Source organism: Porphyromonas crevioricanis (assembly GCF_900167225.1).
In the GTDB taxonomy this organism is placed as follows: Bacteria; Bacteroidota; Bacteroidia; order Bacteroidales; family Porphyromonadaceae; genus Porphyromonas; species Porphyromonas crevioricanis.
This window is the reverse complement of sequence record NZ_FUXH01000007.1, coordinates 24,415-39,559: the sequence shown is the minus strand read 5'-3', so window position 1 is coordinate 39,559 and position 15,145 is coordinate 24,415. Positions and strand designations below refer to the sequence as shown.

The window sequence follows — 15,145 nt, the reverse complement described above, 5'->3', positions numbered from 1 at the left end:
AAAACCGCTCCTATGGACATCAAAAAAGAGTGAGAAAATCGAATCCAAAAACCTCGGTTTTGAGTAGAAAAAACTCCTTGAAACAGAAACTTAAATAAACAGAATGGCGAGAAATATAACATTTTTATCGAAGGGAGTTATTTTGAGCTTTCAGTAGGAGCTCGTGCAAAATAACCTTGGGGTATCTACTGCTCCGGCTCAAATCAAGATCGCTCGGAAAAGAGGAGGTTCAACTCAACCAAAAAAGTCGGCTGCCTATTCTTTCTATTTGCACTTTGTGTCCGTGAGCTTCCTCCGAAGCGTGGTGCCGGGCAATAGCCAAACAGAGCATGTCCTCTATCAGAGGCCGATGCTCGATTTCTTTCTCGTCGTTCGGCTCAGGCAGGTGTAGCTCTATTTGTAATCTACCGGTCGGATGTTCTTCGATCATTTTTATTTCCTCTCTTCTGTCTCCCTCGGGCTGGGTGTAGACTTTGCCGAAATACAAATCAAAGGCATACCAAGCGTTTGTATCGATGATCCATGAGGCAAGTTGTTCACTCAGCTCCTCGAACTCGGCTTCTGCTTTGTCTGATTGGTATAGGATGGTCGGGTACTGCCCTTCTATTCCCAGTGCATTGAAGTATTCAGTCCAGGGAAAAGATTCGACTATTCTGCCTAAGCTCAAGCGAGAGGCAGAAAGGTTCCTTTCTCCAAATTCAAATGTTTCGGGAGAAGTTTCTCCGGAGAAGCTTTCTTCTGGATTCATTGCATTTAGGTTTATCTTTGGAGAAACAAATGTAGTATTATCCGATCATGAGTAAGATTCAATGTATAGGTGTGCTTACTTCCGGAGGTGATGCTCCGGGTATGAATGCCGCCATCCGGTCGGTTACCCGTGCCGCTATAGCCGAGGGGATGCAGGTAAAGGCGATTTATCGAGGATTTCGTGGCCTGATTTCCGGTGAAATACGGGAGTTTCATACCGAAGATGTGAGTAATATCATCCAGCGTGGAGGTACGATTTTGCGAACAGCTCGCTGCGACGAATTTACTACTCCGGAGGGTAGGAAAAAGGCTTACGAAACACTCAAGAGTGAAGGTATTGATGCGCTGGTCGTAATCGGAGGAGATGGATCTTTGCGTGGAGCCGCAGCCCTGTCTGCCGAATATAATTATCCAGTGGTCGGCCTGCCCGGTACAATCGACAATGATCTCTATGGTACGGATATTACCATTGGCTATACCACTGCTTTGGACACGATAATGGAGGCTGTGGATAAGATTAGAGATACAGCTTCGTCTCACGACAGACTCTTTATAGTGGAAGTGATGGGGCGAGATGCCGGCTTCCTTGCTCTCAATGGAGCTATAGCCACGGGTGCGGAAGCGGCTGTGATACCGGAGTGTGCTATTGGCCCCGACGAGTTGACACGAACTCTCAAGCAGGGCTTGCGCAAGACCAAGAATAGCAGCATCGTGTTAGTAGCTGAGAGTGAAGTGACCGGAGGAGCCATAGGGGTTGCTCGGCGAGTGCGAGAGCTGTATCCGGAGTTCGATGTGCGTGTCACGATCTTGGGACATATACAGCGAGGAGGCAGCCCTTCTGCCACAGACCGTATCTTAGCCAGTCGGATGGGTATTGCTGCTATCACGGCCCTGATAGAAGGGCAGCGGAATGTGATGATCGGAATTAAGAACAGCCAGCTTGTCTATGTCCCTTTTAGCAGAGCTATCAAGGGAGACAAGGCTATAAATCGGGATTTGGTGAATGCCGTCTCTATCTTGTCTACCTGACGAAAGCGTGGCCACAGCCCTTTTTCGTCGCAGCCTGATCGGCTGGTACGAGCGAGATCATCGACCATTGCCTTGGCGAGAGACTGCAAACCCTTATTTTATCTGGTTGAGTGAGGTGATATTGCAGCAGACGAGGGTAGAGCAGGGTACTGCCTATTATCATCGGTTTATCGAGGCTTTCCCTACTGTTTTTCACTTGGCTGATGCCGATGAAGATCAAGTGCTGAAGCTTTGGCAAGGTTTGGGGTATTACTCTCGAGCGCGTAACCTTCGGGTTGCGGCTCAACGCTTGCTGCAGGAGTATGGTGGCAGCTTACCTGCCGATCGCAAAAAACTGTTGGCTTTGCCTGGTATAGGCCCCTATACGGCTGCTGCTATTCTCTCTTTTGCCTATGACTTGCCTTTTGTAGCGGTGGACGGAAATGTGCAGAGGGTTGTGAGTCGCCTTTTCGCTCTCCCTTTGCCTGTGGATAGCCCTCAAGGGAAAAAAGAGGTAGATCGTCTGGCCGATCTGCTCTTGGATAGGGAGCATCCGAGGCTCTTTAATAATGCTACCATGGAGCTGGGGGCCACGGTTTGTTTGCCAGTCTCTCCTCGTTGCTCCGACTGCCCTGTCGCAGACTTTTGTTTGGCGCAAAAGCTGGGTACTGCCGAAGAATTGCCACTGAAATCACCTAAACGACAGTTGCGAGATCGTTACTTCCATTATATAGATGTGCGAGACAGTCGCTCTGCTTCTCCTTTGATGTTACTCGGTCGTCGGGGGGGCGGAGATATTTGGCAAGGGCTATATCAGCCTTTGTTGGTAGAGACTCCTGTAGCTATGGAGCCGGCAGATTTTCTGGCTTCCGATTCTTTTGTCAGTCTGAAGAGGTCTTTCCCGAGTTTGGAGCCGAAAGGATATACCTCTGTTGAGACGCACGTGCTTACGCATCAGCGTATCCATGCCCGTCTTTATCGAGCCGAAGCCGATTTGGAGACCTCTTGTTTGGACGATTACCCTCCATATCAGCTCATAATGGTAGACGATCTACCTATTTATGCATTTCCTCGTTTGTTGGAGATTCTCTGGAAGAAAGGAGATGTATTATTCTGACTTATAGTTTTTTATGCATCCTTCTTTTGCTTATACCTGATTCTCGATAGCCTTTTGTTCATTACTTTTTTGTCTCTTTGTATACCTACTTGTTGGTATTCTCGATTCTTGTATTACCTTTGCGGTAGAAAACCATAAGTATTGTATCACCAAACTAAAACAAGGAAAAAATCATGGCTTACGTAATTTCAGAAGACTGCGTTGCATGCGGTAGCTGCATAGATGAATGTCCAGTATCTGCTATCTCTGAGGGCGATATCTATAAGATCGACCCGAACGTATGCACAGATTGTGGCACATGTGCCGGTATCTGCCCCTCTGAGGCTATCCATCAGGCATAAGCCCCGTCCATCTGTCTTACAGAGAAACACAAGAGACATCCCTACAGAGTTTTGTAGCGGGATGTCTCTTGTGTTATATATAGATTTGCCGTGGATTAGCCTCTCTGTTGTTGACTGAAGGGCCACGGACTAGTGTCGTGTATTTATGGATTTGCCAGAAGAATCGAGGATGTCTCCCTGCACGACAGAGTAGCTATAATGGAGCTATATATGGAGCTTTTGAGAAAGACTCTGGAATGCCTCTCTGTTCCCCTATCCCACGAACTTATTTCATCGTTGTGCTTGATGCCGAAGCATGCAGCCGTTATTTCATGCAATAGTCCGGAAAAGAGAGAGCATGCCCTCTCCTTTTCCTGCCAGGTTTGATTGCTTTGTGCTAGGAGGGGCTTCCGAGCAAGATCGGAGATTTGTTTTTCTGCAACGCTGTGAATGTCCGTTGAAGATCATGCTTTTAGATGTCTTGAGATGTATTTTATGTGTATAAAAGTTCGGGTAGGTATTGCAGGTTTGCAGAATTACAGTATCTTTGCAGTCGCTAAACGCTTCTACTCGATTGGGTGAAGTATTAGCTGCTGGTTTGGCCCATTCGTCTATCGGTTAGGACGTCAGATTTTCATTCTGAAAAGAGGGGTTCGATTCCCCTATGGGCTACAGAATAACAAAAAAGAATAAGGATAAAGTATGGCAAATCATAAGTCATCCATTAAGAGGATTCGTCAGACCAAGAGCCGTCGCCTCCACAACCGTTACTATGCTCGTACAACGCGCAACGCTGTATATGCATTCCGAAAGTTGGAGGATCGTGCAGAGGCAGAAAAGCTGTTGCCGAGCATGAGTTCTATGTTGGATAAGCTGGCTAAGCGTAACATCATCCACAAGAACAAGGCTGCAAACTTGAAGTCCAAGTTGGCTAGACAGATCGCAAGAATGGCCTGAGAGCCTCTGAGAATCCGAAAGAAGGATTACAAATAGAAAGTTTTCGTTGGCCCATTCGTCTATCGGTTAGGACGTCAGATTTTCATTCTGAAAAGAGGGGTTCGATTCCCCTATGGGCTACGAGGTTAGAGAGGGATCTCAGTCTTTTGAAAGACGAGAGTTGGCGCATCATCGGTGGGTGATGTGCCTTTTGTTTATTCCCATAAATTCTAAGTTCTGAGAAAGCTTTGGATGGTTGAGGGGGCAACTTCGATTTCTTTTGCTAATGGAGAAAAGTTTTGTCTCGACCCAACAAAAAACTTCGAATTTTGGTTTTGTATTCAGTATGTAATATTCAAACCAATATCAGTTGTATGAAAGCAAAGTTCACGAACAAGATTCTCGTTTTTGCCTTAGGTCTGTTTCTCTCCGGAGGTATTGTGTTGGCTTCATGTGGAGGTCGCTCTTCCAAATCTGTCGATGCAAAAGAGAAAGAAGGTACGCCCACCAATGTGCACTACATAGACGGCAAGCAGATGCAGGAGCAAGTCTATGACTTCAAAGCAAATCCAAAGACTTTTGTATATAAAGGAAACAAGCCTGCTATTATTGATTTCTATGCCGACTGGTGTGGCCCTTGCCGGCAGTTGAGCCCCAAGCTCAATGAACTGGCAAAGAAATATGCAGACAAGTTGGTCATCTACAAAATCGATGTAGATAAGGAAGGCGAATTGGCACGTCATTTTGGCGTAAGCAGTATTCCTATGCTCCTCTTCGTACCTGTTAAGGGGACCCCTATTCAGACAATGGGCAACTTGCCTATGTCCGACTTGGAGGCAACTCTTGCTAAAGTTCTTTGATCTCTCTCTTTTTTTAGCTATATCAACGGCCTTCCGCAAAGAAAAACGGAAGGCCGTTTTTTTATCTCTCTCTTTGCTTTTCCTTTGCTGGGAGCGAATTGATTACCTTTGCGCAAGTTCTGAGCTTCCTTCCGGATATTCGTTACTCATATCCGGGCTCTGAAAAATCGGACAAGAATAATAAAATATACAATACTGCTCTATGGCAAAGGAACTTAAGGAACTTACCTCTCGTTCGGTAAGTTACTCTCAATGGTATCAAGACTTGGTTATTAAGGCCGATTTGGCCGAAAACTCAGCTGTGCGTGGTTGTATGGTTATCAAGCCTTACGGCTATGCAATTTGGGAGAAAATGCAACGCTATCTTGATGATATGTTTAAGGAAACCGGGCATTCTAACGCCTATTTCCCTCTTTTCATCCCGAAGAGTTACTTGAGTCGTGAGGCTGAGCATGTAGAGGGCTTTGCCAAGGAATGTGCTGTAGTGACCCATTACAGACTGAAGAATGCTCCCGACGGAAGCGGTGTGGTGGTTGATCCTCAAGCAAAGTTGGACGAGGAACTCATCGTGCGTCCTACTTCGGAAACGATTATTTGGAGTACTTATAAGAATTGGATACAGAGTCATCGAGATTTGCCTATCCTCTGCAACCAGTGGGCCAACGTGGTGCGTTGGGAAATGCGCACCCGTCTTTTCTTGCGTACGGCTGAGTTCCTTTGGCAAGAAGGACATACTGCCCACGCAACCAAAGAAGAGGCTGAGGAAGAAACCAAGCGTATGTTGGAGGTGTATGCGACTTTTGCCGAAGAATATATGGCTATGCCCGTAGTCAGAGGGGTCAAGAGTGCCAGTGAGCGATTTGCCGGAGCATTGGATACCTATACTATAGAGGGGTTGATGCAGGACGGTAAGGCTTTGCAATGTGGCACTTCGCATTTCCTTGGGCAGAACTTCGCCAAGGCTTTCAATGTGACTTTTGCAGACAAGGACGGTGAGCAGAAATATGTCTGGGCTACCAGCTGGGGTGTTTCTACTCGTCTGATGGGGGCTTTGATCATGAGCCACTCGGATGATAATGGGCTCGTCCTTCCTCCCAAATTGGCTCCATACCAGGTCGTTATCGTTCCTATTTACAAGAGTGAGGAGCAGCGTACAGCTATTACAGAGAAAGTGGAAGGACTTATGGCCGAGCTGAAGGCTCTCGGTATTTCGGTGAAGTATGACAACAACGATGCCAAGAAACCTGGGTGGAAATTTAGTGAATATGAATTGAAGGGAGTACCAGTTCGTTTGGCCATTGGTGCTCGTGATTTGGAGAATGGCACAGTGGAAATTGCACGCCGAGATACCCTCAGCAAGGAGACTATGCCTCTTGAGGGAATTGCTCGTCACATAGAGGCCTTGCTGAAGGATATTCAATCGAATATCTACAACAAAGCTCTTAAATACAGAGAAGAGCATACAATCACGGTGGATAGCTATGATGAATTCAAAGAAAAGATAGAGGAAGGTGGCTTTATCCTTGCCCATTGGGATGGTACGCCCGAGACCGAAGCTCTTGTCAAAGAAGAGACTAAAGCAACTATACGTTGCATCCCATTAGCCGGAGATAAGACTCCGGGTAAGTGTATGGTGACGGGCAAACCTTCTGCTTGTCGTGTCCTTTTTGCCAGAGCTTACTGATTCTCATCGAGAGGTGATGAAGTATATTCCATTGGATATTGACGGCTTGCTGTTGGTGGAGCCCGTAGTCTATTCCGATGACAGAGGTTACTTTGTCGAGACATACAGACAGGCGGATATGGAGCAAGCCTTGGGGAGGACTGTATCTTTTGTGCAGGAAAATCAGTCCGGATCCGTATATGGTGTTCTCCGGGGTATTCACCTGCAGTTGGGAGAGGCTGCGCAGGCCAAGTTGGTACGCTGTGTCCACGGTCGCATTATAGATGTGGTGGTGGATTTAAGGCCAGAGTCTCGGTACTTTGGCAATCATACCTCTGTGGAGTTAAGCGCAGATAATCACCGACAGCTCTATATCCCCAGGGGTTTTGGTCATGCGTTTGTGGCACTGAGCTCGCAGGTTGTTTTTCAGTACAAGGTCGACAATCTGTATGCTCCGCAGTCTGAATGCTGTATTCGCTATGATGATCCCGACTTGGGGATCGAATGGGGAAGGATAGCCCCGGAGTTGTCCTCTTTTCTGCTGAGTCCCAAAGACCTTGCCGGAATAAGTTTCAGGGAATATCGGGAGCTATATGGCTCTGGCAAGTACTAATTGATCTATTCTCATGCTTACATATTTAGTCACCGGAGCAGCTGGTTTCATCGGATCCAACTTTGTGCGTATGCTCAGGGAGGAAGAGCCCGAGGTGCGTATTGTGGCAGTAGATAAGCTCACCTATGCGGGTAACTATGCTTCTATTGCCGACTTGGTAGATAATGAGCAGTTTTTTGTTTTTCATCGGGCTGATATTTGCGATGCGGAGGCTATGGGAGAGCTCTTTGCTCACTACACCCCTCAGTATGTCATTAATTTTGCCGCAGAGAGCCATGTGGATAGGAGCATAGAAGACCCTCAACTTTTCCTCAGAAGTAATATTCTTGGAGTGCAGGTGCTTCTGGATGCTGCACGCAAGCAATGGCAGCAAGGGAAAGATGAGCAGGGCTATCCTTTGTGGCCGAAAGATCATCGATTTTTGCAAGTCTCGACCGATGAGGTGTACGGAAGCCTCGGACCGGAGGGGTATTTCACGGAGACTACTCCTTTGGCCCCCCGTAGCCCCTATAGCGCATCCAAGGCTTCGGCAGACTTTTTCGTACAGGCAGCTGTTGAGACTTTTCATTTTCCCGGCTTGATTACCCGTTGTTCCAACAATTATGGCCCTTATCAATTCCCGGAAAAACTGATCCCTCTTGTTCTGAACAATATATTGCAGGCAAAATCTTTGCCTGTTTATGGAGATGGCTCCAATGTGAGAGACTGGCTATATGTGACGGATCATTGTCGAGCTATCCGACGAGTTCTGCTAAGAGGAAAGGTAGGGCAAGTGTATAATGTGGGTGGACACAATGAATACTCCAACCTGCAGCTGGTACATATTATCCTCGAAACGGTGCGAAGCTTGATGGAAGAGAATCCCAAGTATAGGGATGTCCTGAGAGTTGATGTTCAGAAAAAGTCCGACTTGAGCTGGATTGGTCCCGGTCTGATTTCTTTCGTTAAGGATAGACTTGGGCACGATGCTCGTTATGCAATTGATCCGCAGAAGATTAGCGAGCAATTGGACTGGGAGCCGACAACGGATTTCCCGACTGGGATTGTCAAGACCGTGCGCTGGTATCTCGAACACCAAGATTGGGTGCGCGGAATTGTCGATGGCGACTATCAAGACTATTATAGAAAAATGTATTCTGGCAGGTGAATTTAAGAATCCAGAGAAAGGCATTACAATCAAACTATTATGCAAAAGACTTATATCCAACAGTATTACGACGAAGATTATCAACACTGTTTTGGCTGTGGCCCAAAGAATCCCGATGGCTTGCACATCAAGTCTTATCCATCGGAAGATCTGCAAACTACCTATTGTCATTACACGCCGGCCCCAGCTTATAGCGGAGGGCATCCAAGCAAGGTCTATGGAGGGATGATTGCCATGCTTTTTGATTGCCATGGCACAGCCTCTGCAGCCTATTTTTTTATGGTCAATAATGGTGGAAAATATGGAGAGGAGCAGATGCGTAGATTTGTTACAGCACATTTGTCTATCAATTACCGTAAGCCGACACCACAATCTGAGGAGCTGAAGCTAGTTGCTGTAGCAGAGGAGATTGGCGAGCGCAAGGTGCGTCTCAAAATGCTCCTTTATGCTTCCGGAAATCTTTGTGCGGATGCCGAAATGGTAGCGGTAGGTCTCTGATCTCCTCCATATTCGTTTTTTAGTCTTTTTCTTCTCATTCACTTATGTCTCTTTGCAGGATGCGCTCTTTTTCTGTGACCTCCTTCTGGGTCTTGAGCATAGTAGCGGCTTTGTTGGTTTCCTGTCGTAGTCGTTTGCCCCGACAGGAGGAGTCTGAACGTCTGCCCAAGCGAGAATTTCGTGGAGCTTGGATACAGACAGTTTACCAAAGCGAATATGCCCAATTGGGATCGGAGGGGGCTTCTGCGCTGCTTGAGAAACGTATTAGAGCTTTGCACCGTGCTGGTTGTAACGCTGTGATATTTCAAGTAAGGCCGGAGAGCGATGCTTTTTATGCATCATCAGTGGAGCCGTGGAGTCGCTTCTTGACAGGGACACAGGGTGTAGCCCCTTCTCCATATTGGGATCCTCTGAATATGGCTATTGAGTTGTGTCATAGCCTGGGTATGGAGTTGCATGCTTGGATCAATCCCTACAGAGCCTCTACTTCGGCTACGGCTGTTTTGGCTCCTAACCATCCAGCCTGCATCAATCCCGAATGGTTTGTCAATTACAACGGTCAGCTTTACTACAATCCTGCCTATCCGGAATGCCGTGCACATATCCGTCGAGTAGTGAAGGATTTGGTTTTGCGCTATGATATAGATGCACTGCATATCGATGACTATTTTTACCCCTATCCGGTTGCCGGTTTGACTTTCCCTGATCAGGCCTCTTTTGAACGCTTGGGATTAGTAGAGGGGTATCGTCCTGAACAGATAGGAGATTGGCGACGCGACAACGTGAATAAGTTGATACGAGACATTCGTACCACAATCAACGAATGTAAGCCATGGGTGAGATTTGGAGTAAGTCCGTTTGGTATTTATCGCAATAAACGTTCCACACAGGACGGAAGTGGGAGCCGTACTTCTGGGTTGCAGAACTACGACGATCTCTATGCTGATGTCCTTCTTTGGGATAGAGAGAAAAATATAGATTACTTGGTTCCTCAGCTTTATTGGCCCATTGGTCATAAGGCGGCCGACTTCGGAGAGTTGGCTCCTTGGTGGAATAGGCATACAGAGCAGGATACTCACTTATACTTCGGTATCGATGTCAAGAAAACCATGCAGGAGGGGCAGCTCAGTCGCAAGTTGTCTCTTATGCGTGAGTATGCTGACGGGATTGTGTATTGGCCAGCCGGGGAGGTCGTCAATAATACTGGAGGGATAGCCGACAGCCTCAGATTGCGGCACCAACATAGCCTGTCTCTTATCCCATCGGATCCTCGGCATAGACATAAGGTGCCTAAGGTCAAAGGTCTTGTACAGCAGGCATACGATGGTGGTATTCGTTTGAGTTGGGAAGATACGTCTGATCAGTATGATCCTGTGAGACCGCAATTTTATGTGGTATATCTCATCCCTAAGGGGCAGAAGGTGAGCATTGATAATCCCGAATATATTGTCTACGTAGGGCCATATGCTGAACTTAAATTGCCTTCGTCTCTTGGTCGTGGACGTAAATATACCTGTTTGGTAACAGCTTTGGATCGTTTTCGCAATGAGAGTAAACCGGTGAAGGTGAAGCTCAAGATTCGTTGACTTATTTCTCCTTATAGCTCTTAACTCTTAAGTATTCTTTTGAGAGCTATTTGTTTGCTCATTTGTGTGTTTTATGCGGTAAGCCTTCGGGGTTATCGCATTTTTTTTGTTCCGAATCCTTTCTGGAACAGAGGGAGAGCTAGATAAGAGTCTTTCTCAAATAAAAAAAAGGAGGGCTTCCAACTTTCACAAGCTAGAAGCCCTCAGACACTATTGAACTATATTAAAAAGAGAGAAACGCAAACTAACACCGGCTATCCTCCGATAGCCTGAACAACACCCCAGACCTCAAGGCCTGAGTAAAAAGAGAGACCGAAAATCCACTACGTGAGACACGTAAAAAAGCCTTACCCTTTTCCTTTGGCAAAAGTAGAATAATATTTTGAATAATCCTAATCTGATTGATTCGATCTTTTTTTTCTATGTTTTTGGCTGTTGAATTTATGCCCAAGAATTATTTGTTGCAGCATTTGGAACCGATGCTTTAGGCTCTGGAGTTAGCAGAGTGCAGTAATGGCTTGAAGTTAGGTATGTAGCTGGTATTCGGCTTTGGTGAGGTAGGTATGTGTACCTCCTTCTCCTCCAATTCTCAATGTATTCTGTGGTTACTGCATTCTGCAAAGTTTGGCCGAAAGATTTTCGAAACAGGCTTTTTAGAGACTCCTATAATATCTTCCGAAGATCTCTATTTTCTCTCTTTCCCTCTTTCTTTCTTTCTTTCTTTCTTCCCCCCCCCTTGCAAAAAAAGCTGCGCCATACAATTTATGACGCAGCTTTTCCTTGTTTGGTAAAGGGACTTTCTTAGCCTTTGTCCACGGGCACCTTAGAATGCCAGCTTAGCTCCGAAGTATGCAGAGCGAGGCATTGTGGGTCCATAGATAAAGCCGGAGTCTCTGTTTACGCCTTTGTCGAAGTCGTTCTGGAAAGCATCGAAGATATTGCTCATCCCAGCGAACATCTGGATGTTCATCGTATTGTTTACCTTGAAATCGTAAGAGATCTTAGCTCCGAGATCGAAGAAAGGCTTTGTTTCTACGAGTTCGTCTATACGGATGGTGTTTTCTCCTGTTTCGTCCTCTTTCAGATTTTCAAAAGGCTTGTTCCCCATATCGCTGATAGCAGCACCGGCTCCGTAGGTAATTGCATGTGGAACATACATCTTGCCGGTATAGGTGCCGGTAAGAGCGATGTTGAGTGGCTTCACGGGGTTAATACCTATAGTGAAGTATCCGTATGCAGAAGGAGTACGAGTCATTTTTTTGTCTGTCTGAGAAACATTGTACTGCAGCTTCTCTACTTCTTTGCCCGTAGCCTCGTCTATGGCTGGTTGCTTGGTCATGATTGGGTTGCCACTGGCATCGAAAGTCGCTCTTATACCCCATTCTTCGGGATTGTCAAATTCACTTTTTGCCAAAGTGAAACCGGCTTGGAGCTGGAGCCACTTGTATGCAATGCGCCCTTCCAGGTTAGCACCGTATACTTTAGCACCACTACCGTTCACACGCATGTAGCGTTTGATGCCATCGCCCAAAGATGGTTGTTCCTGATTGGTGAATACATCTTGGAGTCTGTTGTAGAACCCTTCGAGCATGATATTGGCCATTACGCCATGGCCCAAGTCGAGGTAGCTGTCTACCGAAAGATTGAAAGCATGACTGATCTCCGGAGTCAGATCTTTGTGGTTGATAATTTTCTGAGCTTCGCCACCTACAACTCCTACGTGTAAGTCCTCATCAAAAACTTGAGGAGCCCGGAATCCTTTGGCATAGCTGGCTCTGAAGTTAAGCATGGAGATCGGTGCATAGCGCAGGGTAGCACGTGGGCTGAAGATAGGATTCTTTACAGCCGAGTGTTGGTCGAAGCGTCCACCGAAAAGCAGGTTGAGCTTATCGCTCTTCCATTCCAATTGTGCCAACTGGCTCCAGTTGTTGATGCGTTGATCCAAGTCGGGGAATTTTGATTCGGTGCCTGTGCCCTCTGTCTTTTCCCATGAACGGATAGGCATCTTGTCTATCAGTTTATCATGTGTGTATTCTGCTCCCAGCAGGATTTGAGCCGGCATAAAGAGCAGGTTGTCAAAGTCATAGGTGTACTGCAGACCCATGTTGTAGGTCTTGCCATCAGTTACACCATAGTTATCACCGTATTTTTCGTGAGGTACGGGATTGCCGACTTTGCCCCAGTTGTCATCCCAGTCTTCGATTGCTCCGTAGTAACTCTTGCGCTTTACGAGTTGAGCAGAGGTATAAACTTGTCCGTGATGTTTGTAGTCACGAGAGAACAAATCGTACTTCAAGTTACCGCTGTACACAGAGTGGTCGGTGCGTTCAGCAACAGCTGCTACATGTTCGGGCCACTCCAAGTGATCTCCACCACGGCGGTATTCGTGTATTGTATGTATCTCTCCAGAGATCTTGGAGAAGTCCGATGTGCGCAAGTAGATATGGCTACCCAATGAGCGAGCATCGATTGCTCCGATTTCTGAGAACCCATCATCATTGGCATCCCACTCTTTGCGAGTACGGGATTGACCGAACACCATAGCACCGGCCTTGCCACTGTCGCTGACCATGGAGGCGTTGAAGCCCATGTTGTTATCCGGTTGTTTCATGCCGGTAAAGCCCAACGACTCGGTGAAAGATACGCGGTTGCTGCTCGGTTCCTTTGTGATGATGTTGATTACACCGGCAATGGCAGATGAGCCAAAGAGAGCTGAACCTCCCCCGCGTACTACCTCTACTCGGTCGATCATATTGGTAGGAATTTGCTCCAGACCATAAACCCCAGCCAATGCACTCATGATCGGTCGGCTATCTATCAATATCTGTGTGTAGCGACCTTCCAAACCATTGATGCGCACTTGGTTGAAACCGCAGTTCTGACAATTGTTTTCTACACGTACACCAGGTTGGAATACGAGACCTTGTGCCAGGTTGCTGGCGTTGGCTCTGTCAAATACTTCATCATTGAGTACATTCACCAATGTCGGAGCCAAACGGCGCAATGTGTTTTGTCTGTTGGAAGAAACGACTACTTCGTCCAGATTGATGTTGTCGACCTCTGCCTCGAAGTTCACTTCGATGACTTTGCCCTTCACAACATTGACTTCCTTCTGCTGGCTTTTGTAGCCCAGGCCTCGCATTTCCAGCACAACCTTGCCGGGCTTGAGGTTACGGATAAAGAAGTGACCTGTCTGATCGGTAACGGTACCGAAGGTCGTCCCCTTGATAGAGATGGTGATACCGGGCAAGTGATCACCCGAAACAGCCTCCACTACGTGCCCAATTACGTTGGCATCGGACGGGTGCCGATGTTTTTTTTCTATTTCCGGATTGTTGCCGGTTCTGGCTGCAAGCTGTGCAGGCAATGCCGTAAAGACCAGCAAAAGAGATAGAAACAGGGTTGAAAATTTCTTCATAAAAACTCTTGCTATTTTGTGTGACTAAACCAAATTAAATTCATGCTCTGATCATACACTTAAAAAGATCAGGCGCGTACCAAGTTTTCAAAATTTCGGCTGCAAAGTTAGCCCAAAGAGACCCGCATAACATAGCATAATGACAGAAATACCTGCCAGTAGGTATCTTTCCTTGAGGGTTGAACAATCTTTTTGTTTGGCTGTCTCTGTTCAATCGCCTTAAAATCAGTGAATTAGATATTTTACGCAGATAGATGTTGTTTCTTACCTTGAGTAAGGTCAGTACATCATGGTAGATCTTTGTCCTTTCTGGGTGACGAGATTTTCAAGATTATGCGACGGTTTCTCTTGGCCGAATACCCTTGTATGAGGGGAAGAAATAGAATCTGCCTGCTAAAACTTTTTTATACAATTCCTATGTGTCAACACCTGCTTATAGACTACTCTTTTCTGCATTTTTGGCCATTTTCTTCACTTCTCAAAACCCTTTATTCATCGGCATTCTGAGAGAGTCAAATTCTCTCCTCAGAGAAATTTTTTTCTCTCCTGTGTTAGCGAAATTTTTCTCAGGAGAGAATTTTCGCTCTCTCCTCAGAGAATTTTATGTGCCTCGGTAGGTAGTAAAATGTCTATGGTAAGAGTCCTTAATTTCGCCCTTAGAAGTGTAATTTAATGTGTATTCGGAAAGGAAGGTTTCTTCCCTATATTTTGATACCCTGTTGCTCTTAGTTTCGGGGTGTACTCCATCGTAATGGAAATTGGAGGCTGCACACATACTCTCTTGTTTTTCTAACTTGTTCAGGTAAAAAAAAAGTAATACATTTGCACCGCTTATAAGGTCGCTAATACTCTTCCTTAGCTCAGTTGGTTAGAGCATCTGACTGTTAATCAGAGGGTCCTTGGTTCAAGTCCAAGAGGAAGAGCAGAAAAAAGGCCGAAAAGATATTCTTCCTTAGCTCAGTTGGTTAGAGCATCTGACTGTTAATCAGAGGGTCCTTGGTTCAAGTCCAAGAGGAAGAGCAGAAAAAAGGCCGAAAAGATATTCTTCCTTAGCTCAGTTGGTTAGAGCATCTGACTGTTAATCAGAGGGTCCTTGGTTCAAGTCCAAGAGGAAGAGCAGAAAAAAGGCCGAAAAGATATTCTTCCTTAGCTCAGTTGGTTAGAGCATCTGACTGTTAATCAGAGGGTCCTTGGTTCAAGTCCAAGAGGAAGAGCGGAATTAGGGGTTGGCT

At 46.3% G+C, this 15,145-nt stretch carries 12 protein-coding genes and 6 tRNA genes; 16 read left to right on the top strand and 2 right to left on the bottom strand.

The genetic code is table 11. From position 1 onward, the window contains the following. Positions 1-229: 229 nt before the first annotated feature. Positions 230-748, bottom strand: coding sequence for a hypothetical protein (locus B5D48_RS05220; RefSeq protein ID WP_023937135.1), 519 nt, complete (start codon positions 746-748; stop codon positions 230-232). Positions 749-795: 47 nt separating this feature from the next. On the opposite strand from B5D48_RS05220, the gene pfkA reads away from it, so the two are divergent. The 12 genes from pfkA to B5D48_RS05160 all read left to right on the top strand — a co-directional run bounded on the left by pfkA (position 796) and on the right by B5D48_RS05160 (position 10,495). After that, positions 796-1,776 (top strand): 6-phosphofructokinase, encoded by a 981-nt coding sequence (gene pfkA / locus B5D48_RS05215; protein WP_023937134.1) that lies wholly within the window; start codon positions 796-798, stop codon positions 1,774-1,776. After that, positions 1,751-2,872, top strand: a complete 1,122-nt coding sequence (mutY, locus tag B5D48_RS05210) for an A/G-specific adenine glycosylase (protein WP_042120214.1) — start codon at positions 1,751-1,753, stop codon at positions 2,870-2,872. Before pfkA ends, mutY begins: the two co-directional genes overlap by 26 nt. 173 nt (positions 2,873-3,045) lie before the next feature. Further along, positions 3,046-3,213, top strand: coding sequence for a 4Fe-4S binding protein (locus B5D48_RS05205; protein WP_078801691.1), 168 nt, complete (start codon positions 3,046-3,048; stop codon positions 3,211-3,213). 579 nt (positions 3,214-3,792) lie between these two features. Next, positions 3,793-3,864 (top strand) — tRNA-Glu (locus tag B5D48_RS05200). Between the two features lie 30 nt (positions 3,865-3,894). Then, positions 3,895-4,149 carry a 30S ribosomal protein S20 gene (rpsT, locus tag B5D48_RS05195; protein WP_023939577.1) on the top strand — a complete coding sequence of 85 codons (255 nt, stop codon included), beginning with the start codon at positions 3,895-3,897 and terminating at the stop codon, positions 4,147-4,149. A 48-nt stretch (positions 4,150-4,197) separates the two neighbouring features. After that, a tRNA-Glu gene (locus tag B5D48_RS05190) sits at positions 4,198-4,269 on the top strand. A gap of 233 nt (positions 4,270-4,502) precedes the next feature. After that, the gene (locus B5D48_RS05185; RefSeq protein ID WP_023937124.1) at positions 4,503-4,988 is read left to right on the top strand and encodes a thioredoxin family protein; all 486 of its coding nucleotides are present in this window, start codon (positions 4,503-4,505) and stop codon (positions 4,986-4,988) included. A 202-nt stretch (positions 4,989-5,190) separates the two neighbouring features. Then, on the top strand, positions 5,191-6,672 hold the full coding sequence (gene proS / locus B5D48_RS05180) for a proline--tRNA ligase (protein ID WP_023937121.1): 1,482 nt from the start codon (positions 5,191-5,193) through the stop codon (positions 6,670-6,672). Positions 6,673-6,688: 16 nt separating this feature from the next. After that, positions 6,689-7,264 (top strand): dTDP-4-dehydrorhamnose 3,5-epimerase, encoded by a 576-nt coding sequence (gene rfbC, locus B5D48_RS05175; RefSeq protein WP_042120219.1) that lies wholly within the window; start codon positions 6,689-6,691, stop codon positions 7,262-7,264. Between the two features lie 13 nt (positions 7,265-7,277). Then, complete coding sequence (gene rfbB / locus B5D48_RS05170; RefSeq protein ID WP_023937118.1) at positions 7,278-8,411, top strand: dTDP-glucose 4,6-dehydratase; 1,134 nt, start codon at positions 7,278-7,280, stop codon at positions 8,409-8,411. 39 nt (positions 8,412-8,450) lie between these two features. Next, positions 8,451-8,909 carry a PaaI family thioesterase gene (locus B5D48_RS05165; RefSeq protein WP_023937116.1) on the top strand — a complete coding sequence of 153 codons (459 nt, stop codon included), beginning with the start codon at positions 8,451-8,453 and terminating at the stop codon, positions 8,907-8,909. A gap of 59 nt (positions 8,910-8,968) precedes the next feature. After that, positions 8,969-10,495: a glycoside hydrolase family 10-like protein gene (locus B5D48_RS05160; protein WP_036887165.1), complete on the top strand. Its 1,527-nt coding sequence runs from the start codon at positions 8,969-8,971 to the stop codon at positions 10,493-10,495. 823 nt (positions 10,496-11,318) lie between these two features. Here B5D48_RS05160 and B5D48_RS05150 read toward each other — a convergent pair. Next, positions 11,319-13,913 carry a TonB-dependent receptor gene (locus B5D48_RS05150; RefSeq protein ID WP_023937111.1) on the bottom strand — a complete coding sequence of 865 codons (2,595 nt, stop codon included), beginning with the start codon at positions 13,911-13,913 and terminating at the stop codon, positions 11,319-11,321. 849 nt (positions 13,914-14,762) lie between these two features. On the opposite strand from B5D48_RS05150, the gene B5D48_RS05140 reads away from it, so the two are divergent. From B5D48_RS05140 to B5D48_RS05125, 4 genes are all read left to right on the top strand, one after another. Beyond that, positions 14,763-14,836: transfer RNA gene (locus B5D48_RS05140), tRNA-Asn, on the top strand. A gap of 23 nt (positions 14,837-14,859) precedes the next feature. Next, positions 14,860-14,933: transfer RNA gene (locus tag B5D48_RS05135), tRNA-Asn, on the top strand. Between the two features lie 23 nt (positions 14,934-14,956). Continuing rightward, a tRNA-Asn gene (locus tag B5D48_RS05130) sits at positions 14,957-15,030 on the top strand. Positions 15,031-15,053: 23 nt separating this feature from the next. Beyond that, a tRNA-Asn gene (locus B5D48_RS05125) sits at positions 15,054-15,127 on the top strand. The last annotated feature ends 18 nt before the right edge of the window (positions 15,128-15,145 follow it).

Coding starts and splice junctions, on each gene's coding strand:
- proS (WP_023937121.1), top strand. CDS start 5,191: ATGGCAAAGGAACTTAAGGAACTTACCTCTCGTTCGGTAAGTTACTCT.
- B5D48_RS05160 (WP_036887165.1), top strand. CDS start 8,969: ATGCGCTCTTTTTCTGTGACCTCCTTCTGGGTCTTGAGCATAGTAGCG.
- B5D48_RS05150 (WP_023937111.1), bottom strand. CDS start 13,913: ATGAAGAAATTTTCAACCCTGTTTCTATCTCTTTTGCTGGTCTTTACG.
- B5D48_RS05205 (WP_078801691.1), top strand. CDS start 3,046: ATGGCTTACGTAATTTCAGAAGACTGCGTTGCATGCGGTAGCTGCATA.
- rpsT (WP_023939577.1), top strand. CDS start 3,895: ATGGCAAATCATAAGTCATCCATTAAGAGGATTCGTCAGACCAAGAGC.
- B5D48_RS05165 (WP_023937116.1), top strand. CDS start 8,451: ATGCAAAAGACTTATATCCAACAGTATTACGACGAAGATTATCAACAC.
- rfbC (WP_042120219.1), top strand. CDS start 6,689: ATGAAGTATATTCCATTGGATATTGACGGCTTGCTGTTGGTGGAGCCC.
- B5D48_RS05185 (WP_023937124.1), top strand. CDS start 4,503: ATGAAAGCAAAGTTCACGAACAAGATTCTCGTTTTTGCCTTAGGTCTG.
- mutY (WP_042120214.1), top strand. CDS start 1,751: ATGCCGTCTCTATCTTGTCTACCTGACGAAAGCGTGGCCACAGCCCTT.
- B5D48_RS05220 (WP_023937135.1), bottom strand. CDS start 748: ATGAATCCAGAAGAAAGCTTCTCCGGAGAAACTTCTCCCGAAACATTT.
- pfkA (WP_023937134.1), top strand. CDS start 796: ATGAGTAAGATTCAATGTATAGGTGTGCTTACTTCCGGAGGTGATGCT.
- rfbB (WP_023937118.1), top strand. CDS start 7,278: ATGCTTACATATTTAGTCACCGGAGCAGCTGGTTTCATCGGATCCAAC.